The organism is Glutamicibacter sp. NPDC090743 (genome assembly GCF_044769125.1).
Taxonomy (GTDB): Bacteria; Actinomycetota; Actinomycetes; order Actinomycetales; family Micrococcaceae; genus Glutamicibacter.
In genome coordinates this window covers 90,671-113,208 of record NZ_JBIVXE010000003.1, presented here as the reverse complement: position 1 = coordinate 113,208, position 22,538 = coordinate 90,671, and the positions used below count along the sequence as shown (strand labels likewise).

The following is a 22,538-nucleotide window of genomic DNA, read 5'->3' as shown; positions in this document are numbered from 1 at the left end:
ACGATGAAACGAGAAGACATGTTTGAACTCATTGCCTGCGATATGGCTGGAACGACCATTGACGAACATGCCGATGTGTACCGGGCTCTGGAGAATGCGGTGTGCGAATTCGGTGTTGAGGTCAAGGAGGAGGATCTGCAGCATTGGATGGGCGCCGAGAAGAAGGAAGCGATCAAAGCGCTGATTGAACTTGGCGGAGCTGTTGCCAGCGATGAGCAGGTGCAAGTGCAGTTTGATCGTTTCCGCCATTTGCTGCTGGGGTACTACCGGGAGAATCCGCCCGTCGCTTTGCCAGGTGTCGTGGAAGCGCTGGAACGCTTGGCTGCCAGCGGCAAGAAGATCGCGTTGACAACGGGGTTCTCGCGCGATGTTGCCGATATTATCCTCGATGGCTTGGGCTGGAAGGTCGGTCCTGGCGAACTTCTCGACGCAGTAGTTGCCGGTGATGAAGCCGCAGCGGGACGCCCTGCGCCGTACATGATTCATCGAGCCATGGAGTTGACGGGAATTCGCGATGTAGCCAAGGTTGTTGCCGCAGGCGACACCGCCAACGACCTGCTGGCCGCGCATCACGCGGGAGTGCATGGGATCGGTGTGCTGACCGGGAAGCTGGGCCGCGAAGAGCTGGACCGGTTCCCTCATGCCGCCATCCTCGAATCCGTGGCGGAGCTGCCGGATTATCTCAAGGCGATCGAGCCCGCGGCCGTGTAGTTCGACCCGAGTAATTTTGCAATGCGGAAGATATGTTTCGTTTCGGGTTGGGATGCGGGATATGCTGAGCTCTAGTTGGAACATCCCATTGAGATGAAAGAGAGTCGTCATGAGCAAGACTGTTCTTCAGCGCCACCTGTTCGGACCGGGTCCATGCAACCCGTATCCCGAGGCAACGGCAGCGCTCGGCCTTCCGCTGCTGGGCCATCTGGATCCGGAGTTCATTGCACGCATGGATCGCGTTGCTGATGGCTTGCGTACTCTCTGGGGAACCGGAAACTCCCGTACCTTGCCTTTGAGCGCCACGGGCTCAGCTGGCATGGAAGCCGCTTTCGTCAACACCATCAACCCAGGCGACGTAGCGGTCATCGCGATCAACGGCTTATTCGGCGAGCGCATGTGCGAAGTTGCCGCGCGCGCTGGCGCTGAAGTAGTCCGCGTCGAGCATGAATACGGCACGCCGATCGATGCCGAACGCGTTGCCGCGGCGCACCCGAACCCAACCGTCATTGCCGGCGTGCATGCTGAAACCAGTACCGGAGTTGTTTCCGATATAGCCGCGCTGGGCGCAATCAAGGGCGATGCACTGCTGATCACCGATGCAGTGACCTCCATTGGCGGCATGCCGGTGCTGGCTGATGAATGGGGGATTGACGTTGGCTATGCCGGCACGCAGAAATGCCTCGGCGTGGCTCCGGGATTGGCACCATTTACCATTTCAGACCGTGCTTTCGAGCGCCGCGTCCAGAAGCCCCAATCCTGGTATCTGGATCTGGGCTTGCTCGGCGGCTACGCCACAGGTTCCACCGGGGGCCAACGCACCTACCACCACACCGCACCGGTCTCGATGGTCGCATCGCTGGAAGCCGGCATCAACCGCATCCTGGCTGAGGGCCTGGACGCGGTCACCGCCCGCCATCAGGAAGCGGGAGGCTTGCTGCAAGATGGCTTGCAGGAAATGGGCCTGGAGCTATTCGCCCAGGAGGGGTACCGCCTGCCGCAGCTGACGACGGTCTACGTTCCTGAAGGCGTTGATTCGGCGAAGGTCCGTGGATACCTGCTCGACCGCTTCAATATTGAAATCGGCGGCGGTGTCGGCAAGTACGCGAGCACCGTATGGCGCGTCGGCATGATGGGCCCCAACGCTAATCCGGGTTCGGTGGCGCTGCTGCTGGCTGCGCTGAAGGAAGCGATCGACAAGGCCTAAGCCCGTGAGGGCCGTGGCCTACTGAGCGCAAAGCAAGGCGGGGCCAACCAGGAGATGGAATGGTCCCGCTTTTTGCTGTGGCCCTTGGGTTAGCCCAGCTGGTCTTGTGAATGCGCAAAGTGCAGCTGCACCGAATCGTCACCGGTCGAAAGCCTGGCGTAGCCGCCAATCGGCAAGGTGAACATCGGGGAAGTGTGGCCGAAATCGAGGTTGGCCACAACCGGGATGCGCTGCAGGATCGGGTGCTTTGCGATGACTTGCTCCAGCAGGCTACGGGTGATGCCGGATTGCCGCTGGAAACGCCCAATGGCCAGCCCGGTCAGGCCAGCGGCGCTAGGGGACTGCAGGAAAGAGGCGAGCTTCCGGGCGATTTCGTGGATGTCTTCGGAGGAGTCTTCCTCGATGAAGAGCATCGCCCCGTGCAAGGATGGCATGAATTCGCCGCCCTGCAACAAATGCAGCGTGCCCAGATTCCCTCCAATCACCGTGCCCGTGGCCGCTCCTTGATTCAGGATCCACGGTCCGCCGGATGCCTGGACGGACCTGTTGTCTTGATCCATGAACCAAAAATCGTCGGTGAATTCGCCGGCGTGCTCGATGGTCCACGCGTGCTCGTGGGTTGCGGTCCGGAACCACTGTCCGGTTGGTTCAAAATGATCACGCATGCCGAAGCTGGACCAATGCGCGCCGACATAGGTAACGAGGCCGGTCTTAGCATGCACGGCGTTTGCCAGCGCCGTGAAATCCGAGTAGCCGCAGAAGACCTTGGGATTGGCGGCAATGAGATCCCAATCGAGGTAGGGGAGCAGCTCGTTTGCATTGAAGCCGCCAATGACCGAGATGATTCCGGCGACAGATGGATCGGCAAATGCGGCGTGCAGATCGGCCACGCGCGACGGGATCGGCGAGCTGTCGAAGTCATCGTTCTCGTCTACGTGATCTCCGAATTCCTGCTTGAGCCCCATGGCCTCGAAGCGTTCAGTGATCCACTTCGTATTGTCGAATTCCATCACGAAGGCGCGGGAGCACGATGGCGCGATGGCCCTGATGGTGTCTCCGGATTGCAATCGGGCTGGGACGATGGTCGGCTTCTCATGGCTTGTCATGCAATCAGTCTAGGGTCTGGCTTGGCAGGGGATAATAACCCGCACGCAGTCGCAGGCGACTAGTTGGCGAAATTTTCGCAACAAATGAAGATATTCCGCTCCAGCTACTGGGAGAATACTGCGAAATTCGATAACGTGGGCGGGACAGCGCAATTTCTCTAAAGAAAGAAGCAAATAAGGTGAAGTCCCTCTTCGACTTGGAATTCAAACAATTCATCACGCCATCGATCATCAAGATCGTTTACATCCTGATCATGGTCCTGTTGGCGATCGGCTACCTCGGAATCGTGATTTCCGGGTTCATGGCTGATGCAATGCTCGGCTTCCTCATGCTCCTGATCGTGGGTCCTTTGGTGTCCCTGGTCTATTTGGTCCTGGTCCGTGCAGGACTCGAATCCTTGCTGGCACAGATCCGCACGGCAGAGAACACCACTGAACTCGTTCGTCTGGCCGGTGGCATCCCGCCGGCAGAAGGCGGCTACCGCCCGCACCCGGGTAATCCTCCTGCTCCCCAGCAGCCGCAGGATCCAACCGCCAATGGCGGCGGCACTCCGCCAGCCAACCCTTACCAGAAGTAAGTCCAACGGCCAATGGCCCGCACCCGTGGTGCGGGCCATTGGCCGTTGTTGAGCGAACAGCGTGCAGAACTACCAGTCGCTGGACGCTTTGAGCGACAGCACTGGGCAGGAAGCCTGGAGCAGAATCCGTTGCGCGTTGCTTCCCATGAGGAACTTGCCCATTGCCGTCCGCTTGCGCAGGCCGATCACGATCAGCTCGGCTCGTTGGGCCTGGGCTACATGCAGGATCTGGTCTGCCGCATCGGCACCCTGGGTGTGGCGCTCAATCCAGAAATCGATGCCGGCATCAGAAAGGCGGGCTTCCAGCTCGTGGTACTGCTTCGCGTCAATAAGCCTGTCGTCAACGAGCTGATCACCCTTCGAAGAGTTCACTACGATCAATCGCACCTCGCTGCGCCTGGCTTCGAGAATGGCTCGTTCCAAGGCGGCTTCGCCTTCTGGCGAGGGAATATAGCCCACTACGATCGTCATGATTCATTCCTTTCAGCAGCCTTGCTGTTCTCATTTCCGTGGCCAGGCTTCGCCTGTTCCGGCTCGGGGCCGCCAGCTGCATCGTCGCCCAGCAGGGCCTCGGCGGCGGCAGACGCTGTCCCGCGTTTGCGCCGAATAGCGGAGATCAGCACTGGCAGCAGGAGCAGGACGGCGATGAGCACGTAGATGCCCACGGCCAGCGGCTCGCTCCAGAGACCTGAGACTTCACCAGCAGAAAGCTGGAAGGTCTTGCGCAGCTGTTCCTCGGCCATGGGGCCGATGATGACACCAAGGATCAGCGGAAGCACTGGCAGGCCGAAGCGGCGCAAGGCAAAGCCCAGCAAACCGATCAGCAGCAGCAGCCAGAGATCAGCTACCTGCATGTTTACCGAGAAGGCGCCCAGCGTTGCGAAGAACAAGATGCCTGCGTACAGGTAGGGGCGCGGGATCTTCAGCAGCTTCGCCCACAGCGGCGCTAATGGCAGGTTGATCAGCAGCAGCAACGTGTTGCCAATGAACAAGCTGGCAATCAGGGCCCACACCAGGTCTGGTTCATTCTCGAAGAGCAGCGGACCGGGCTGGATGCCTTTCATGGTCAAGAACGCCAGCATCACCGCAGCGGTGGCATTGGTGGGCAAGCCCAAGGCGAGCATCGGAGTCAGGGTGCCAGCGGCAGAGGCATTGTTCGCGGCCTCCGGGCCGGCAACGCCCTCAATGGCGCCGTGGCCGAACTCCTCAGGATGCTTGGACAGCTTCTTTTCGGTGACGTAGGACAGGAAGGTCGGAACTTCGGCACCGCCGGCAGGCAGCGCGCCGAAGGGGAACCCAAAGGCGGTACCGCGAAGCCAGGGCTTCCACGAACGCTTCCAATCTTCCTTGCCCATCCACGGGGCACCCACCGGAATGGTGCGGGCCGGGCTGGTGCGCAAGTGCGCGGCAATCCACAGCGCCTCGCCAATGGCGAAGATCGCCACGGCGACCACCACGATGTCCATGCCGTCCACCAGGGGAGCGAAGCCGAAAGTCAGGCGCTGCTGCCCGGAGACCGGGTCCATGCCGACCAGGCCAATGGCCAAGCCCAAGCCCAAGGAAGCGAACCCGCGGATCTTGGAAGAGCCCAAGACTGCGGTGACAGTTACCAAAGCGAGGACCATGATGGCGAAGTAGCTCGGTGCGCCAAGGCCCACCGCGAACTTCACGACGATCGGGGCGACGGTCACCAGCAGCGCGGTACCGATGGTTCCTGCAACGAAGGATCCAATGGCCGCGGTGGCCAAGGCCTGTGCCGCACGGCCGGCCTTGGCCATCTTGTGGCCTTCGATGGCCGTGATGACTGTTGCCGATTCACCCGGGGTATTGAGCAGGATCGAGGTGGTTGACCCGCCATACATCCCGCCGTAGTAGATGCCGGCGAACATGATCAGTGCGCTGGAAGTTTCCATGCCGAAGGTCAATGGCAGCAGCAGTGCCACAGCCATGGCCGGGCCGATGCCCGGGAGCACTCCTACCGCGGTTCCCAGGATGACACCGGCGAAAGCGAAGAGCAGGTTAATCGGGGTCAGCGCCGAGGCGAAGCCGCCCATCAATAAATCCAGAGTTTCCAATTAGAGCACCCCCGAGAGGATTCCGGCCGGAAGCTTGATGCCCAGACCCAGATAGAAGCCGTAGAACGAACCAAGCGCCAAGGCAAGCGAAATAACCAAGGTCAATACCCAGCGCCGTGCACCCAGGCAGGTGGCCGCGCCGAAGAACATGATGGTTCCCGAGATGACCCAGCCAGCCCAATTAACGATCAGCAGGTTCAGCACGAAGATGCCGATCAGCGGGAGCAGGACCTTCCAATCCGAAGGTTGGCTCAGGTCCACGTCTTCGCCTTCTTCGCCCGCTGCAAGGTTGCCACGCATGACGGTGATGGCCAAGGCAATGGACGAAAGAATGAGAATGCCCGAGACGACGTAAGGCAGGGCCTTGGGACCTACAACGTCTGCCTGGGAGTACGTCACATGAAGCTGCGACGCGTCAACAAACACGATGATTCCGACGATAAGAAGAAACGCGGCGAACAGGAGTTCGACGCGTTTCTTCTTTGCGGTGCCTACTTCGCTCACGCCAGGCCCAGGGTCTTCAGGACGCTGGCAACGCGCTCGTCCTGGTCGGTGAGGAAGGCGGAGAATTCGTCACCGGTCATGAAGGCGTCGCTCCAGCCGTTGGTCGCCAGGGCTTCCTTCCACTCGGCCGAATCATGCATTTCGGTGACCAGGTTGACCCACTTGGCCTTGTCCTCTTCGGAAATCTCAGGTGGAGCCACCAGGCCGCGCCAGTTGGAGAACGCCAGATCGATATCCGATTCCTTCAGGGTCGGGGCATCTACGCCTTCCAGGCGCTCTTCGCCGCTGGTGGCCAGTACGCGAACAGAGCCCTCTTCGATCTGCTGCATGTACTCGCCGGCACCGGAGGCAGCGAAGGCCAGCTTGTTGCCCAGGATGGCCGGCAGCAAGTCGCCGCCGCCATCGTACGATACGAAGTTCACGTCCTTGGGATCAATGCCCACGGCTTCGGCCAGCTGCATTGGCAGCAGATGGTCCGGGCCGCCAGGGGAGGAGCCGCCGCCGACCGAGAGCTTGCTTGGGTCGTCCTTCCAGGCCTTGACCAAGTCGTCAATGCTCTTGTACGGAGAATCCTTGGAAACCATGATCGCTCCGGGCTCTTCGATGAGCTTGGCAATCGGGGTGGTATCGGTCAGCTTGGAGTCCGTTTCGTTGGTGTAGCTTGCACCCACCACGCCCAGGCCCATGAGCATGGCCAGATCGCCATTGCCCTTCTCATTGACAATGCGGGCCAAGCCGACGGTGCCGCCGGCACCGGCAAGGTTGAAGACTTCCGGGTTGCTGGCCAGCGATGCGTCATCCATGACCTTGGCGGCAACACGGGCAGTGGTGTCGTAGCCGCCGCCTGGGGTGTTCGGCACCATGATGCGGAGGTTCGCGATGGGGCCCTTGGACTCTGCGGCGTCAGTGCTGGAAGACTCTGATGTCACGCCGCAGCCAGTGGCGGTCAGGGCCAGTGCAGCGGCAGCTGCCAGCGCGCTCAGCGCACGGAACGACTTGAAGGGTTTCATGGGGATTCAGCCTCTTTGCTTTCATTGGGGTTGCGAGTGATACCAACTTACGTGCCATCGTGAGCCGGGTCACTCTTGCGTACTCAAAGAAAATACTGTTCATTGTGTAACCGGAAATTGTGATCTGAACCATTCGAATCTTCGGTAAGGTAGCACAGTGCCCGGATGCAGGTGCCAGCAAGGACCTGCCGGGTGCAACGTGGATTTCTGGAATATTGGGGGCGAGGCAATGGGTGCCGTGCGTTTCTGGCTCGCTAATCTGTACACGCGCCGCAAGCTGACCCTTGCAGGGCAGTACCTGATACTGCAATTGCTCATTATCGCGGTGGTGCTGGCCGGGGTCATCACGGTATCGCTGACCCAGGCCACCAATAACTTCGAAAAAATCGAGGGGCGCCGCAGCCTCTCGGCCGCCGAATCGCTGGCTGCGAACCCCCTGCTGCGCGTGCTCCTGCCCGAGGCGGAGCCGGAAATGGGTTCGGCGTTGCCTGCCATGGGCGAATCGGTGCGCAGCACCTCGGGTCTCCAATTCGTGACCATTGCCGATCCCCGGGGAACGGTCGTCACCTCCAGCTACCCGGATGAAGTCGGAACCTCGATACTGCACCCTGAATCCGCCGTCACCGAAGGCCGCGGATGGACCGGGGAAATCTGGCGCAATGGCAACCACGTCTTGATTGCGCAGGTTCCGGTGCTGGACGACGAAGGGAAGATGGTCGGCATCGTCAGCGCCGGCCAAAGCTATCCCAGCACCGGCGAGATGATCCAGGAGATCGCTCCCAACGCCTTGTTCACCCTGGTCATTTCGCTGCTGCTGGGCACCGCCGGCTCAGTCTTGCTGGCCCGCCGGGTCAAGCACCAGACCCGTGGGCTTGAACCGCGGGAAATTGCAGAGCTTTTCGAGCATCGCGAAGCCCTGCTGCACGGAGTCAAAGAGGGAATCATCTCGGTGTCGCCGGATAGCCGGGTGATGCTGGCCAATGATGTCGCCATCGAGCTGCTCCAGCTGCCCAGCCACTGCGTGGGCAGGACCCTGGACGAATTGGATGTTGTTCCGCAGGTCCGCCATGCACTGACCACCAGCCAAGAGCTGCCCGACCGGCAATTCCTTGTCGGCGAGCGGGTATTGGTCTTCAACCGGATGCCGGTCAAGACCGCCAGGCGGGATTTGGGATCGGTCACCACCTTCCGCGACAAGACCGAACTGACCCTGCTGGAACAAGAACTTGGGGACAGCAAGGCCACCGCCGACATGCTCAGGGCGCAGACCCATGAATTCGCCAACCAGCTGCACGCAATTTCCGGGTTGATCCAGCTCGGGGAATACGACGAGGTCGTGGGCTTCATCGATGGCGTGAGCTTCAGCCGGAGCAAGATCTTCGAGGACGTCTCCGCGTGCATCGCCGAACCCACGATTGCCGCGTTGCTGATTGCCAAGTCCAGCGTGGCCGCCGAGCGAGGGGTGCACCTGAAGATGGCGCCTAGCTCAACCTTGGGCAGGTGCGAGGACCAGCTGGCGCGAGATCTGACCACCGTGATCGGCAATCTCGTCGATAACGCGATGGACGCGGCCGCTGCGGCTGCCAATCCGGAAATCCAGGTCGGGATCGAGGAAACCAGCGAGCTGGTGCGAATCACCGTGAGGGACAATGGAGAAGGCATCGCGGAAGATGCCATGGACGAGATCTTCACCCAAGGTTTCTCCACCAAGGACAGCGCGGTTTCCGGCGGCAGGGGCTTCGGCCTTGCCATCAGCCGCCTGGTTTGCCGCCGCCGCGGTGGAGAGCTGGCCGCGGCCAATGCCCAAGGCGCCCGGTTTACCGCCACACTCAGGAAGTAGGAAGCAAGAAGTGATCAAAGTACTGGTGATCGACGATGACTTCATGGTCGCCAAGGTGCACGCTGGATTCGTCAACAGCGAACCGGGGTTCACCGTGGTCGGCGTGGCGCACTCCGCCGGTGACGCGATCAAGGCCGCCGGCGCGCTCTCGCCGGATCTCATCTTGCTCGATATCCATTTGCCGGACATGAACGGCCTGGACCTCTTGCAGCGCCTGCGCGAAGTCCAGCCGGAGCTCGATGTCCTGGTGATCAGCGCGGCGCGGGAAATGGATACCGTGCGCCGCGCGCTTCGTGGCGGCATCGTCCACTATCTGATGAAGCCCTTCTCGCGGGATGACCTGCGCGAACGGCTGGAGCACTACGCGAAGGCCTACCAGCCACTGGGCGAAGCAGCGGACCAGGAATTGCAGCAGGCCGATGTGAACATGCTCTTCGGGCTCGGCGGACAAAAGCGCCGGCCTCTTCCCAAAGGCTGCAGCGCCGAAACCATGGAACTGGTTGAGAGCATCGTCAAGGAAGCAGCCGAACCCATCTCGGCCACCGAAACCGCGCAGAAGCTGGGCACGTCCCGGGTGAGCGCTCGCCGGTATCTGGAATACCTGGCAGAGGAAAACCTGGCTCAGGTGAACCTGCGCTACGGGGGAGTCGGCAGGCCCGAACGCCGCTACTCATGGAGGAGCTAGCCCCGGAACCTGGGTTTTGCAGATCAGGAAGCACTGTGGCTGCGTCCAAAAGCACGCAGCCACAGTGCGCGGTTCCGCTCAGCGCTACTTTGACGTGGCCTTTTCAGTCGCGGCCAAGTCTTCCACGCTTTCGGACGGAACGGGAGCCATGTAGCGTTCCAAGCTGTCGTCCAATTCGCTGAGCCACGGCGTATGGTGCGTGGCTGCCATGGTACCGGTCATGACCGAAGGATAAACCTTGTCCCGGTAGGTCATGATGTTTTTCTTCTTGTCGTTCTTCCATGCCATGAAGGTACGGGTGACCTCATCCAGGTCGAACATGGGGTAATCGGTCTGCTCGATGAGATCGCGAATGTAGTCGGCCTGGAACTTCACTTCGTCTTCAGCAGTTTCAATGGCATTGACACGCCTCAGCCACGCATCGATGCTCATCCGCTGGTCGCCCGCTGCGGGGATCGAGGCCTTCCCGGTAATCAGATCACGGACGTACCATGCTTGGGCATCGAACATGTTGAAGGTAAACCACTGGTCCTGGGCGCCCAGGTAGTACAGCTTGTTGTTGTTCTCGGATGCGACACCACGGTACAAGGTATCCGGATAGACGTTGTTCGGCGAGTCCAGAGCCAACCCGGAGGGCAAGAACGGGTAATGGTGGAGGTAGCCGGTGCACAGGATTACCGCATCGAACTTGCGTGACACGCCATTGCTGAAATGGGCCGTGGACCCTTCGAAGCGATCGATGAGCGGAAGCTCCTCAGTGCCCTCGGGCCAATCGAAGCCCATCGGTGCGGTGCGGTAGCTGTAGGTGACCGAGCGCGCACCCATCTTGAAGGACTGGACGCCGATGTCCTCGGCAGAGTAACTGGCGCCGATGAGCAGGATGTCCTTGCCGGCGAAGCGCTCGGCTCCACGGAAATCGTGGGCATGCATGAGCTCGCCGGGGAAAGTGCCTATTCCTGCGAATTCAGGAACGTTAGGGAAACTGAAGTGGCCGGTTCCGACCACGACATGGGTGAAGTCGCTGGACGCAGTCTTGCCGGTTTTCAGATCTTCGGTGGTGACGGTGAAGAGCTCGGTGCTTTCGTTGTAATCTACCCAGCGGACCACGGTGGCAAAGCGCACGTACTTCTTTGTATCGGATTTCTCTGCGCGGCCATTGATGTAATCCCAGAGCACGGCTCGTGGCGGATAAGACGAAATCGGCCCGCCGAAATGCTCATCGAAGGTGTACTCGGCGAATTCCAGGGCTTCCTTCGGGCCATTGGACCAGAGATTGCGGTACATGCTCGAGTGCACTGGTTCGCCATATTTGTCGATCCCGGAGCGCCAGTTGTAGTTCCACTGGCCTCCCCAATCATCCTGCTTTTCGAAGCAGACGATTTCTGGGATATCTTGCCCTGTTTTCTTGGCAGAATCGAAAGCCCGCAGCTGGGCGATGCCGCTGGGTCCTGCTCCAATGATTGCGACGCGTTGAGTCAAGCGTTCCTCTCCGGCCTGTAAGCCTTGAAAATCTCGCGCAGGCCGCAGTACCGGAATCCAGGATATTTGGCCGCGCGTTACAACAAATGTGCTCTAAACCAGTTCTCTAGCCGTGCGGACGGGAGGTGCAGATTTCTATATGAAAACCTTCCATAGGCACAGGCTATAAATCCCCATTCTACCAGCCGTCAATTATATGGATCTTGAATGCAGAGGTCAGTGGGTATTTTCGGAATGAGTCAGCCGGAAGAATAGCGTGCAATCGAATGCCAAAGAGGGTGGTCAGGAGTTGGTACAGAGCAGAAGGGAACGCTGTGGTGCAGCCCCGATGGAACCCGGATCAGCTGCACAGCGGAATGCGGGTGCTGGAACTTTTGCGAGAGTCTGAAAATACAGGGGCGCAACGTTGAAAACCGCGCGTAATCATGTCGTTGAAAGGGGAGCTGTGGCAGCGCTGAAGGGTCCAGTAGCTTCGTCGCGGTGCCGGGACCTGTCCGGAGGAATTAGCTCCAGGGATCAAACGAAGGACGCTACAGTATTCTGTCGGTGCTCGCTGGCCGGATAGGAGCCGAGGATCTTGATTTCCCAGGTGAAGAAGTCCAGCTCCTCCAGGGCTCGGCGTACCGGAAGATCGTCGGGGTGTCCTTCGATATCAACCATGAAAGTTGTGGCCGCGAAGCCGGAACCCACCATGTAGCTTTCCAAGCGGGTGAGGTTCACGCCGTTGGTAGCGAAACCGCCCAGGGCCTTGTACAGCGCACTAGGAACGTTGCGAGCCTGGAAGACCAATGTGGTGATCACGGATTCTGGCATGGTGGAGCGACTCGGGAGATCCTGCCGGCGTGCAAGTACAACGAAACGAGTTGTATTGGTCTGGTCATCCTCCACCCCTGTAGCCAGCGCTTCCAAGCCATAGAGTTCTGCTGCCAGAGGTGGCGCCAAGGACAGCTTGGTGGGATCATTCCAATCGCGCACCTCGCGCGCGGAACCTGCGGTATCCCCAGCAATGATCGGAGTGAGCTGATGCTCGCGAATGATCTTGCGGCACTGGCCCAGCGCATGGATGTGGCTGTGCACTTCAGTAGCGCCCGAAATGGTGCTGCCTGGCAGCCCCAGCAGATCGAATCGGATTCGCAGGTAGTGCTCGGCCACGATCTGCAGCTGCGATTCGGGCAGCAGGACGTGGATATCGGCAACGCGTCCGGCCAGCGAATTCTCGATGGGGATCATGGCCAACTCAGCTTCGCCGTTTTCCACCAGGGCGAAAGCATCCTCGAAGCTGGCGCAGGGCACGGCTTCCATATCGGGAAAAAGTTCTGTGCAAGCCATATTGGAATTGGAACCGGCTTCGCCCTGATAGGAAATCTTGTTGCGCATTGAATCAACATAACCCAGTGCCCCTTTCCTGATGAAAAACTTGTGTCAAGGTTGCGGGGACGGGGCTTCTGGACGTCGAGGGCGCGACACCTGACGATGCTTGCGCCCCTTGCCGAACGGAGCTTGGAGTGCTGATGAATTACGGCAAGGTATGCGGATCGGCGACGAATTTTCACGCGAACATAGTTCCGTTCCTCTGCTCCTGGGCCAATTGCGGTCGTTATGCTGTAGACCACAGTGCAAAGGAGCATCAACCATGGCGAGCATATTGGTTCGGCAAGATGACGGGGCATGGTTTGAACCCCAAAAAATTGGGTATGCCTTGGAATCAGAATTACAGGAGATCCTTGCGAACCACCCGGAACTGATTCCAGGCGTGAGTTCCGAAGCGAAAGCCTGTCGCGAATTCCAGTCCGAGGTCGGCCCCGCAGATATTGTCGTGGTGGATGCCGGAGGGGAAGTCACCCTCGTCGAATGCAAGTTGGCGTCTAATCCGCAGATCAGGCGTGAAATCGTTGGCCAGATGTTCGACTATGCCTCGCGTCTATGGAAGATGGACGTCGACGAATTTGCGCAGCGCTGGAGTGACCGTTCTTCCACGCCGCTTTGGGATGAAAATACTGAGACGGCGACGACACTGAAAGAGTCCCTTGCGCTGAACCTGACGCAGGGAAATTTTCGAATCGTGCTAGCGGTCGATGCAATCAATGCCCAGTTGAGACTCATGGTTGAATACTTGAATATGATGGCCGGCCCAGGGACATCGATCGTTGCAGTCGAATATGCCCGGAGGCGGCATGGGGAGCTTGAACTCCTGTTGCCTCACGTATTCGGCGAAGAATTGGCCAATGCGAAATCAACACCGGAGAATCGCCAGACCACCCGGTGGGAAGCAAGCAGCATCCGCTCCTGGCTTCTTGAGAGTGACAGGCAAAGCCTGGAAGCGTTCGACGAACTGATTAATTCTGCGCTCAAGTCGGAATTGCCATTCCTAGGGTCGAGGTCAAAATACCCCGCGGGCACGATTCCCATTTTCGATTCAATGGGAACTCGGCTTGGCACCGTATCGATATTCTATTTCAGTGTGCAAGGGCTGTCCCTGGAATTCAATTTCAAGCCTGTTTCCCAGTTGCCACTCGAAGAAGCGCCTGAATCTGAGGCCAGAGAATTCTTCTTGAATGAGCTGATTGGAATCCCAGGACTGGAAGAGGTCGGAAGGAGCCTGCGGCGCAGCAGCTTTGCCAGTCGAAAGCCTAACGTTCCGCTCTCGCAGATTCCCCCGGATTCGGTGCAACGCGTCGTCAATGCGCTAAGGATTTTTACAAGCTTTGGATCGCAGCAATCCTATTGAGCTGGAGCTTTTCCTCCGGAGGAAAAGCTTGCTCACCGCCGGTAGTGCTCCGCCAGCTTCTCCAGACCCTCGTCAATGCCTACCGCAGGTTTCCAGTCCAGGACTTCATGGGTTTCGCGCTGGTCGAACCAATGCGCGGTAGACAGCTGCTCGGCCAGGAAACGGGTCATCGGCGGCTCATCATGAACCAAGTTGCGCGAACCGGCTGCCAACCACAACTTCTCGATCACCGAACCGGCCGCACGGGCCAGCCAGCCCGGAACGTTGAGCTTCGGAGCCGGGGCGCCGCCCGCCTTGCAGATGCCGGCGATCAGCTCGCCCACCGGCCGAGGTTCGCCATTGGTGACCACCAGGGCTCGCCCGTGGGCGTGGTCCATGCGTTCCAGACCGCGGACAATCGCCGCAGCGGCATTGTCGATATAGGTGGTGTCGATCAGTGCTGCGCCCTGGTCCAGCAGGGGCAGCCGTCCGGCCTTGGCCCGCTGGATGACGCGTTCCACCAGCTGGGTATCGCCGGGTCCCCACACAACGTGCGGGCGGATGGCGGTGACGCGAAGTGCTGGCGAATCGGCGCCCAGGGCATTGAGCTCGGCCGCTGCCTTGGAGCGTGCATAGAATCCATGCGCCTTGGCCGGATCGGCCTCACCCGCACCGGCGCCCGCCAGCGAATCGCCGAAGTGCGCCACGGAAGGGGAAGAGACGAACACGAAATCCTTGATTCCTGCGCGCTTGGACGCTTCGAGCAGATTGCTGGTTCCCGCGATATTGGTGGCGGCGAAGTCTTCCCATGCACCGGTGAAGGAGACCTTGGCTGCCAGGTGGATGACCGCGTCCATGGACTCCACGGCCGCGGCGACAGCCTGCGGATCCGTGAGCGAGCCGCGGACTTCATCGATGGCTGATGCCGAGCTGCCGCGCTGGAAGGTGCGCACATGGTGGCCCTTGTCGCGCAATAGCTGGGCTACAGCGCCACCCAGCATGCCACTGGCTCCGGTGACCAGAACGCGACGGGCAGCGTCTTCATTTTTCGATGGGCTCACGGATTGCGGATCCTTCCACCTGCGAGGGTCGCGGCAGCCCAGTGGGCGAGCGCGGCCCGGTCAATCTTGGAGTTGTGCCGGATATCGGTGGGCAGGCTTGGGACTACCAGGACCGCTGCCACCTCGGTGCCGGTAGCCGCGACCGCGGCGCGAACCTGGCGGGCCAGATCGCTGGCGGCCGGACCGGATTTGCGGGCCGCGGGCACCGTTTCCATGACGACCACCGCGGCCTGGGTTCCGTCAGGTCCCACGCCGACCAGCGCGGCACGGCCAGCGCCAGCAACCGACTCGACAGCGTGCTCGGCGGCTACCGGGGTAATAGCGCCCTTGGCGGTGCGCAGCACGTGGCCAAGGCGTCCTTCGACCCACAGGCGTCCGGCCTCATCCAGATGCCCGACATCGCCGGTGCGATGCCAGCCGGGGATGGAGACGCTGAGCTGTTCGGTGATCCACAGCCGGTCGTAGCGGTCCTTGACGTGCGGGGCGCGGACCAGGATTTCGCCGGTGGCATTCGGGGTGTATTCCGGCTTGTCTCCGGCCACGCCCAGGGCGTCAATCGGCGCGATGGCAACGGTGGCTCCGGCGACTGCGGTGCCCACGCACACGCCATTGCCCGCTCCGGCAGCGCGGATGCCGGCCAAGTCGATATCGGTGACTGGCAAGGCCTCGGTCATGCCGTACGGGGTGTGGACCCGGGCATTGGGAACCAGATCCTGCACCTTGGCCAGCAGATGCTCGGGAATCGGGGCGCCGGCGGACAGCATCAGCGAGACGCCTTCCAAGGTTTCCCGCTGAGCCTGGTTCAGCGCATCCTGGGTTTCCAGGACATTAGCCAGCGCGGCGGGGGAGGCAAAGACGGTGGTTGCATCCACCGCGAGGGCGGCGTCTGCCAACGCAGCGGCAGTCAAGGTCCGCGGTGCGGTGACGTCCATGTCCGGGGTGACCGAGGTGGCACCCAAAGCAGGGCCCAGCAGCGCGAACGGCGCGAAGCCTGCCACCAGCGCAGAGCCGGCCTTGAGGTTGTAGGTTTCACGCAGGGTATCGCGCATGGCGGCCAGTTCGCGATGCGTGTACACCACTCCCTTGGCCGGACCGGTGGAGCCGGAGGTGAACAGGACCGCCGCATCGGCATCCGGATCGGATGGCTCGAAAACCCGGGACCCGGAAGCGGCCTGGCTGCCGGCTTCATAGAGCTCGGGCAGGGTATGGGCTACCCCCAGCAGCTTGCGCTTCGCAGCAGGCAGGTCTCCAGCGGCAATCCTGGTTCCCGGCCAGCCGAACAGCCGCGCACCGGTGAGCGCACGGTCGATGCCAATCAGGTAGCTCGGGCCAGCGCCCTTGATGGCTCGTCCCATGCCCTTGGTGCCAAGGCCGGCATCGGCCACCACAATGACCGCCCCCAGGCGCAGGCAGGCGTAGATCAGGGTGGTCAGTTCAATTCCCGGTGGAACCAGCAGGTTCACCCGGTCGCCAGCCTGCACTCCGATCTGGCGCAATCCTGCGGCCAGGGCATTCACGCGCTGGCCCAGTTCGGCCCAGGACAGCGATCGCGCAGGATTGATGTCCACCACCGCGGCCGATTGGTCCTCGGTGCGCGAATCGAGTTCGGCAAGCATCGGACGGTATTCGCCCAGGGATTGGGCACGCGAGGTGTTCTTGGAACTCTTCTCGCCGGCAAGCCACTGGAAGATCGGGGTGGCAATATCGTTGTCTTCGCCCACCAAATGGCTGGAGCCTTCAAAGCGGTGTACCTGGGCGTGGGGCAGTCGCGACATCAAATCGCGCAGGTAGCGGTCGGAGAAGACCGGGTCCTTGGGTCCCCAGAGCATCAGGGCCGGGACCTTCAAGGAGCGCACTGCTTCCGAGATCTCGTCCAAGGCCGGACGGCTTGGGTGATCCTGGGAGAACGGGATATCGGCGACAAAGTTGGCTACGCCCTCACGCTTTTCAGCGTTGGTGTACGGGGCCATGAAGGCCTTGCGGATATCCGGGGCCAAGGCCGGCTGCGCCAGCGCGTGGGTTACCTGCAAGAAGGCAGGGGAAGTCTTGGTGCCCCAACCGTGCACCGCGGGATGGGACGCGAGTTTCAACGCGGCGGGAAGCTCGAAGCCTGCAGGGTGGATTGCGGTGTTGGTCAACACCACGTTCTCCAGCTGGTCCGGGTGGGAAACGGCCCAGCCCAGGGAGATGATGCCGCCCCAGTCATGGCCCACGGTGGTAATTTTGCCGGCCAGCCCCAGTGCGCCAGTCAGATCGCCGAGATCGTTGACGCGGTCGGCCAGGCGGCGGAACTTGCCGCTGCGCTCGGAGAAGCCCATGTCCAGCTGGTCCACTGCCACCACTCGCCACGGCAGCCCGTGCTCGGACACATGGTTCAGCAGGCTGCGCCAGAGGTAGGACCAGGTGGGGTTGCCGTGCACGCAGAGCAAGGTGCCGGCCGGCTCAATTCCGCGTTGCTTCAGTTCTTCGTTGTTATCCAGGACGTGCCACCGGTGCCTAGTGCCCGGGGAGTCCACCTGCGACGTGGACGGTACTTCCAGATACTTCGAATAAATGGCATCTACACCGGGGAAAAGCTCGGTCACCAGGCAATCTCCATCATCGCGGTGTTCAGGCCGGAACCCACACCCATGCACAGCACCCGGTCGCCCTTCTTCAGCGAGTCGGCTTCTTGGGACAGGGTCATGGGCAGGGAAGCCGGTCCGACGTTGCCCCACTTGGAGAAAGTGATTGGCACGCGGTCCTTGACCAGGCCGACGGCCTTGATAATGGCATTGGTGTAGGACTTGGAAACCTGATGGGTCACGTAGCGGTCCATGGACTTCCAGTTCCATCCGGATTGATGGGCTTCATCCCAGGCATCCACGACCAGTTCGAGGCCGTTATCCAGCAAGCCCTTCGTGTCCGTGTACATGCCCGAGGGTCCGCCGACACACAGCTCGTGGTGCTCGGTGCCGGCACGCGATACGCCGCCGACGATGCGGTGCGCTTCCGGGTGCGCATCCGCTGGGCCAATGACCGCAGCGGCGGCGCCGGAACCCAAGGTCAGCGTGGCGAATTCACGCATGTAGTCATCGCGCGTGGAAGTTTCAGCGTTCAGCCGCTGGAAAGTGGTTTCCTGCGTTGGCTTGGCGTCTTCGCCGGCAACAATCAGGGCGTACTTGATCTGGCCGGAGTCGATCATGTTCGCTGCCAGGCTCATGCCGTTGACGAAGCCGAGGCAGGCGTTGGCCACGTCGAAATTCATGGCGGAGGATGGCAAGCCCAAGCCGTTGTGCACCTTGGAAGCGACCGATGGCTCCAAGTTGCGGCGGGTGACCGAAGTGTTGATCAGCAGGCCGATTTCGCTGGCATCGACACCGGCCTGGGCCAGCGCCTTCTTGCCGGCAAGAATTGCAGCGTCGTCGAATTCAACGCCATCAGACCACCAGCGGCGTTCCTTGACCCCGGAAACTCGTTCCAGAAGCTTCTTGGACAGGCGAAGGCGTTTCAGGCTAGGAGCAAGTCGCTCGTCGAATTCTGCAGAGCTCACCACCTCGGGTGCGAGGACGCTGTTCACTGATAAAAGCGCAACGTTGTGGTGCTTAAAGGTGGCATTGCCGTTCAAAATGGTGCCTTCGTTTCTGCTGGACTATCTATGTGCTGCGTGCTGCATTGAAACGTCGTGGCCGATGGGTGTGCGCCATCGGTTGCGTATGTGTTCTCCCTAGGTTATTCCCTGCATGACGCCAAGACCTATTTGAGCGCGTGTTTTCAGCCGAAAGCTGGAATCAGTGCCTATGCAGACTATATCGATCCTACAGACTAGTCCTATGAGAATCATGGCAAGTGGGGGCGATCGTTCTGTGGGCCTGCTTCCATCTGCGCAGCCACAGGAAGCGCGCAGAAGCGCTCATCTGCGCGAAGTCTGAAACTCCGGACAATTAAAGCGATCCCCGTCACATTGCTGGGCCAGAGTCGCGTTGTATGGATAGCGCATCAAATCACGCTGATGCCCTCGCCCTCATCGACAAGGCGGTATCCAATGACAACTTCAAGCGTTGAAGCACAAAGCACTCTTCCGGTCGTTCTGCGATTCGTGATCTATAGCCTTATCGGTATCTTGTTCTTCTTCCTCCCCATCACCATCAACGGCAAGAGCACCATCCCGTTGGATCACTTGGTGACGTGGATTCAAACTGCCGCGGCACCGGTCGTTCCGTACATTATCTTGCTGATGCTCATCTGCGGGACAGTTATTCCCTTCGTCACCGGAGGATGGAAGGCATCCAAGGTACGTGGCATATTCGCATTCCTGAACATCTTCGGGCTGGCTGTCGGCTGTTCGCTGCTCTTCAACTTTGCCCCGGCGTGGCTCAGCGATCCGGACATGGGTCCTTTTCTGCTGGACAAATTGGTCATTCCCGTTGGCTTGATCGTTCCAGTAGGTGCCATCTTCTTGGCCTTGCTAGTTGGCTACGGGCTGATGGAGTTCCTTGGTGTCTTCTGCCAACCGGTCATGCGTCCAATTTGGCGCACCCCGGGACGTTCGGCCGTGGATGCCGTGGCTTCGTTCGTGGGAAGCTACTCGCTGGGTCTGCTGATCACCGACCGCATGTACCGTGGCGGCCGCTACACGGGTCGCGAAGCTGCCATCATCGCTACCGGTTTTTCCACGGTGTCAGCCAGCTTCATGGTTATTGTTGCCAAGGCGCTGGACCTGATGGACCACTGGAGCCTGTACTTCTGGCTGTCGCTGGTAGTCACCTTTGCGGTGACCGCCATTTCGGTGCGCATTCCGCCTTTGAGCCGGATTCCAGACACGACGTACCTGGGCATGGAACATGACAAGGAAAAACTGGTCACGGGCAATCGTGCACGCGTTGCCTGGAGCGAAGCCATGGGAGCCTCGCGGCGAGCGCCATCGCTGCTCAAGAATGTCGGCGCCAACGTATGGGATGGGCTGAAAATGGCCATGGCAATTTTGCCGTCCATTCTCTCTGTCGGATTGCTCGGACTGGTGGTTGCCCGCTTCACTCCAGTTTTCGACTGGCTAGGCTACCTGTTTGTCCCATTTGCCTGGATCGTCGGGCTGGATGACCCGTTGCTGGCTGGCAAGGCTTCGGCTACCGGCATTGCTGAAATGTTCCTTCCAGCAACCCTCATTGCGGGACACGAATCCATCGAGCTGCGCATGGTGATCGCCATCGTTTGCGTCTCTGCAATCATCTTCTTTTCAGCATTGGTGCCATGCGTCCTGGCGACGCAGATTCCGCTGAACATCCCGCAGATGGTAGCTATCTGGTTCGTGCGCGTTGTCCTGACCATCCTCATCGCGACACCAATCGTGCGCATGCTGCTATAGGCCGGCTGCGCTGGCGCACGGCAGCTTGCGAAACCAATGGGTTGAACCGACTGATGCTTTCCGATTCGACGCGACCACGCCATGTCGCGGCACTGTTGCAGCTTTGCGATTCCTGAATGCCGTTGCAAGGCGGAGACGATCCGTCGTTGAATGGTCGAACCGATACGACGGAAAGCAGGTTCCAATGAATCACTTACACGAATCAGGTGCTCCGATGCAGGGTGATCCGAGTATTCCCGACCAGCCAGAACCGCCAGCGCAACCGCCGACACCAGATGCTCCGCCAAGCCCGGCGCAGCCGGACGTACCACCAAGCCCTTCGCATCCGGATGGGCCGATCCCGCCCCCGGGCCCGCAGGATCCCACTGAGCCGGTGCCGGGGCACCCAACTGACCCCACGACTCCGCCACCGCCTGCATTCGCCTAGGCGCAACGACCGAGGCTGGCGACATCCAATGCCTGCAGGAACCTGGTTCCTGCAGGCATTGGCCATAACTGCAAGAAGTTGGGTCAAACGCCTATCGAGATCAAGGAGATCTGCCTCCGCTCGGCGATGCCCGTTAGCGCGCTTGCAGCAGGCCGGGACAGCGACGAAGCCAACCGGGTGAGCTATTTACCGAAGTCGGGATCGCAGGTAGAAGCGGAACGGTTATCGTGACCGCATCAATGTCCTCGTTCGCTATTGCGGTCGACGACGCAAGGACGCAAATCAACCGTGGGAACGCTACCGGGGCCACTCAGGTAGCTCTACTGTCGCCGCGCATCGTTACAGTGGATCCAAGCAGTATTACTCTGCATTGGCGACCACCCTGTGAAAGGCGCAAATGGCACATTCAGTACAGGTGAAAGATCGAATTCGTGGAGTCCTGACCGGGATGGCTGCCGGAGATGCCCTGGGCGCGGGCTACGAATTCAACGCACCGTTGCCCGAATCCGCCAAAATCTCGATGATTGGTGGCGGGTTGGGCGATTTTGCGCCCGGGGAGTGGACCGACGACACCTCAATGGCCATAGTCGTTGCCCAGGGCCTGCTGGATTCCAACGGCAAGCTTGATGGTGCCGCGAGCAACTACATGGTTCGGGAATGGGCCAAATGGGCCACGAACGCACCGGACGTCGGCAACCAGACGCGGGCAGTCCTTGCCCACGCCCAGCATGTTGCGTCTGCTGACGGAAGAGCCGAGCCGACCGCTGATGATGCGCTAGCTGGTTCTGAACAGATTCACCGGAGAACTGGCCGCTCCGGCGGGAACGGCAGTCTCATGCGCACAGCGCCCGTGGCGCTGGCTTATCTGTCTGAACCGCCTGCTGCCGCATTCGAAGCTGCGGCAGCTATCAGCAAGCTGACCCATTTTGATGATGAAGCCGCTGAGGCCTGCGGGCTTTGGACAGTAGCCATTCACCACGCTGTGCGCACCGGCGCACTAGATATTCGCAGTGGTCTTGCGATGCTTGAACCAGAACGCGCACAAGCATGGGAGCAGCGCATCCACCAGGCCGAAAACCATCGACCTCGGGACTTCACAAATAACGGTTGGGTCGTTGAAGCGTTCCAAGGTGCATGGAGCGCGATCGCCACCGCCGAACCGGAAGACGGGAACGCTCGCTTGGTTCCGGTGCTGGAAGCGGCTGTTCGCGGAGGCGTGGATACCGACACCGTGGCAGCCATCGCCGGATCGCTCATTGGCGCAGCTTCCGGGTTCTCGAGTGTTCCGGCGCAGTGGGTGGATATGGTCCACGGTTGGCCCGGAATGAGGATGCAACAGCTTGTCGATATTTCGAGTGAGCTCGCGGGCTAAGTTCTCCTGCGGGATCTTGCTTCTAGTCCCGGGCTGGTCGTCGAGCTTCCAGCTTCTGTGGCAGCACGATGCTGACTTCGTGGCGCACCCCACGCGCACCGAGGCCAGTCAGATCAATCGCTAGAAACCAGGGTCCGGAATGGGGCACCTTGATTCGGTATGGAGCACGGCGTGCCAGTCCACCGTATGCTTCGAATTCTTCTCCGTCCTGGAATGCCGCGAAATTTTCCGGATCCATCAACCGCAGATGAGCCGGTCCACTGAGAGTCACTACCAAGATGCTTCCCCGCTCAATGAAATCCCAATAATGTTCAGCAAAATTAGGCTCCGCCAATGCCAGCCTCCTCGATCCCAGGTGATCCGCCGAGCAGCGGACCCAGACCCATTAACTCAAATTCAGGCCAGTGTCGCCAACACACCCAAGGCAAGAGC

General features: G+C 60.4%; 19 protein-coding genes. 8 read left to right on the top strand and 11 right to left on the bottom strand.

Going from position 1 to position 22,538, the window contains the following annotated elements; translation table 11 throughout:
* Positions 1–3 precede the first annotated feature (3 nt).
* Positions 4–711: a phosphonatase-like hydrolase gene (locus ACIQTS_RS06970; protein ID WP_402472287.1), complete on the top strand. Its 708-nt coding sequence runs from the start codon at positions 4–6 to the stop codon at positions 709–711.
* Positions 712–820: 109 nt separating this feature from the next.
* On the top strand, positions 821–1,918 hold the full coding sequence (locus ACIQTS_RS06965) for a pyridoxal-phosphate-dependent aminotransferase family protein (RefSeq protein ID WP_402472285.1): 1,098 nt from the start codon (positions 821–823) through the stop codon (positions 1,916–1,918).
* Positions 1,919–2,007: 89 nt separating this feature from the next.
* On the opposite strand, the gene ACIQTS_RS06960 is transcribed toward ACIQTS_RS06965, so the two are convergent.
* Positions 2,008–3,024: a S66 peptidase family protein gene (locus tag ACIQTS_RS06960; protein ID WP_402472282.1), complete on the bottom strand. Its 1,017-nt coding sequence runs from the start codon at positions 3,022–3,024 to the stop codon at positions 2,008–2,010.
* A 179-nt stretch (positions 3,025–3,203) separates the two neighbouring features.
* On the opposite strand from ACIQTS_RS06960, the gene ACIQTS_RS06955 reads away from it, so the two are divergent.
* Positions 3,204–3,602, top strand: a complete 399-nt coding sequence (locus ACIQTS_RS06955) for a DUF4282 domain-containing protein (RefSeq protein ID WP_105661845.1) — start codon at positions 3,204–3,206, stop codon at positions 3,600–3,602.
* 69 nt (positions 3,603–3,671) lie between these two features.
* Here the strand turns inward: ACIQTS_RS06955 and ACIQTS_RS06950 are convergent, their stop codons facing one another.
* The 4 genes from ACIQTS_RS06950 to ACIQTS_RS06935 are packed head-to-tail and all read right to left on the bottom strand — an operon-like array spanning position 3,672 to position 7,191.
* The gene (locus tag ACIQTS_RS06950; RefSeq protein ID WP_332727091.1) at positions 3,672–4,073 is read right to left on the bottom strand and encodes a universal stress protein; all 402 of its coding nucleotides are present in this window, start codon (positions 4,071–4,073) and stop codon (positions 3,672–3,674) included.
* Positions 4,070–5,656 (bottom strand): tripartite tricarboxylate transporter permease, encoded by a 1,587-nt coding sequence (locus ACIQTS_RS06945; RefSeq protein WP_402472734.1) that lies wholly within the window; start codon positions 5,654–5,656, stop codon positions 4,070–4,072. Before ACIQTS_RS06945 ends, ACIQTS_RS06950 begins: the two co-directional genes overlap by 4 nt.
* A 21-nt stretch (positions 5,657–5,677) precedes the next feature.
* Positions 5,678–6,181, bottom strand: coding sequence for a tripartite tricarboxylate transporter TctB family protein (locus ACIQTS_RS06940; protein ID WP_332594928.1), 504 nt, complete (start codon positions 6,179–6,181; stop codon positions 5,678–5,680).
* Positions 6,178–7,191, bottom strand: coding sequence for a Bug family tripartite tricarboxylate transporter substrate binding protein (locus ACIQTS_RS06935; protein WP_400290412.1), 1,014 nt, complete (start codon positions 7,189–7,191; stop codon positions 6,178–6,180). The genes ACIQTS_RS06940 and ACIQTS_RS06935 overlap by 4 nt, the downstream gene beginning before the upstream one ends.
* 229 nt (positions 7,192–7,420) lie before the next feature.
* On the opposite strand from ACIQTS_RS06935, the gene ACIQTS_RS06930 reads away from it, so the two are divergent.
* Both ACIQTS_RS06930 and ACIQTS_RS06925 read left to right on the top strand, forming a co-directional pair.
* Positions 7,421–9,031 (top strand): sensor histidine kinase, encoded by a 1,611-nt coding sequence (locus ACIQTS_RS06930; protein WP_105661847.1) that lies wholly within the window; start codon positions 7,421–7,423, stop codon positions 9,029–9,031.
* 10 nt (positions 9,032–9,041) lie between these two features.
* Positions 9,042–9,716 (top strand): response regulator, encoded by a 675-nt coding sequence (locus ACIQTS_RS06925; protein WP_400342810.1) that lies wholly within the window; start codon positions 9,042–9,044, stop codon positions 9,714–9,716.
* A gap of 84 nt (positions 9,717–9,800) precedes the next feature.
* Here the strand turns inward: ACIQTS_RS06925 and ACIQTS_RS06920 are convergent, their stop codons facing one another.
* On the bottom strand, positions 9,801–11,195 hold the full coding sequence (locus tag ACIQTS_RS06920) for an NAD(P)-binding domain-containing protein (RefSeq protein ID WP_402472278.1): 1,395 nt from the start codon (positions 11,193–11,195) through the stop codon (positions 9,801–9,803).
* 516 nt (positions 11,196–11,711) lie between these two features.
* On the bottom strand, positions 11,712–12,572 hold the full coding sequence (locus ACIQTS_RS06915; protein ID WP_400342814.1) for a prephenate dehydratase: 861 nt from the start codon (positions 12,570–12,572) through the stop codon (positions 11,712–11,714).
* A 256-nt stretch (positions 12,573–12,828) separates the two neighbouring features.
* On the opposite strand from ACIQTS_RS06915, the gene ACIQTS_RS06910 reads away from it, so the two are divergent.
* Positions 12,829–13,923, top strand: a complete 1,095-nt coding sequence (locus tag ACIQTS_RS06910; protein ID WP_402472276.1) for a hypothetical protein — start codon at positions 12,829–12,831, stop codon at positions 13,921–13,923.
* Positions 13,924–13,955: 32 nt separating this feature from the next.
* On the opposite strand, the gene ACIQTS_RS06905 is transcribed toward ACIQTS_RS06910, so the two are convergent.
* From ACIQTS_RS06905 to ACIQTS_RS06895, 3 genes are read right to left on the bottom strand one after another with little or no spacing between them, the layout of a single operon-like run.
* A complete protein-coding gene (locus tag ACIQTS_RS06905) occupies positions 13,956–14,963 on the bottom strand; it encodes an NAD-dependent epimerase/dehydratase family protein (RefSeq protein WP_402472273.1) in 1,008 nt (335 codons plus the stop codon).
* Positions 14,960–17,551: an alpha/beta fold hydrolase gene (locus tag ACIQTS_RS06900; RefSeq protein ID WP_402472731.1), complete on the bottom strand. Its 2,592-nt coding sequence runs from the start codon at positions 17,549–17,551 to the stop codon at positions 14,960–14,962. The genes ACIQTS_RS06905 and ACIQTS_RS06900 overlap by 4 nt, the downstream gene beginning before the upstream one ends.
* A complete protein-coding gene (locus tag ACIQTS_RS06895) occupies positions 17,545–18,570 on the bottom strand; it encodes a 3-oxoacyl-ACP synthase III (protein ID WP_013348415.1) in 1,026 nt (341 codons plus the stop codon). The genes ACIQTS_RS06900 and ACIQTS_RS06895 overlap by 7 nt, the downstream gene beginning before the upstream one ends.
* Before the next feature lie 417 nt (positions 18,571–18,987).
* On the opposite strand from ACIQTS_RS06895, the gene ACIQTS_RS06890 reads away from it, so the two are divergent.
* Positions 18,988–20,307, top strand: a complete 1,320-nt coding sequence (locus ACIQTS_RS06890; protein WP_400290428.1) for a YjiH family protein — start codon at positions 18,988–18,990, stop codon at positions 20,305–20,307.
* Between the two features lie 824 nt (positions 20,308–21,131).
* The gene (locus ACIQTS_RS06885; protein WP_388023932.1) at positions 21,132–22,106 is read left to right on the top strand and encodes an ADP-ribosylglycohydrolase family protein; all 975 of its coding nucleotides are present in this window, start codon (positions 21,132–21,134) and stop codon (positions 22,104–22,106) included.
* Positions 22,107–22,128: 22 nt separating this feature from the next.
* Here ACIQTS_RS06885 and ACIQTS_RS06880 read toward each other — a convergent pair whose 3' ends face one another.
* On the bottom strand, positions 22,129–22,440 hold the full coding sequence (locus tag ACIQTS_RS06880; protein WP_166650648.1) for a DUF1883 domain-containing protein: 312 nt from the start codon (positions 22,438–22,440) through the stop codon (positions 22,129–22,131).
* Between the last annotated feature and the right edge of the window lie 98 nt (positions 22,441–22,538).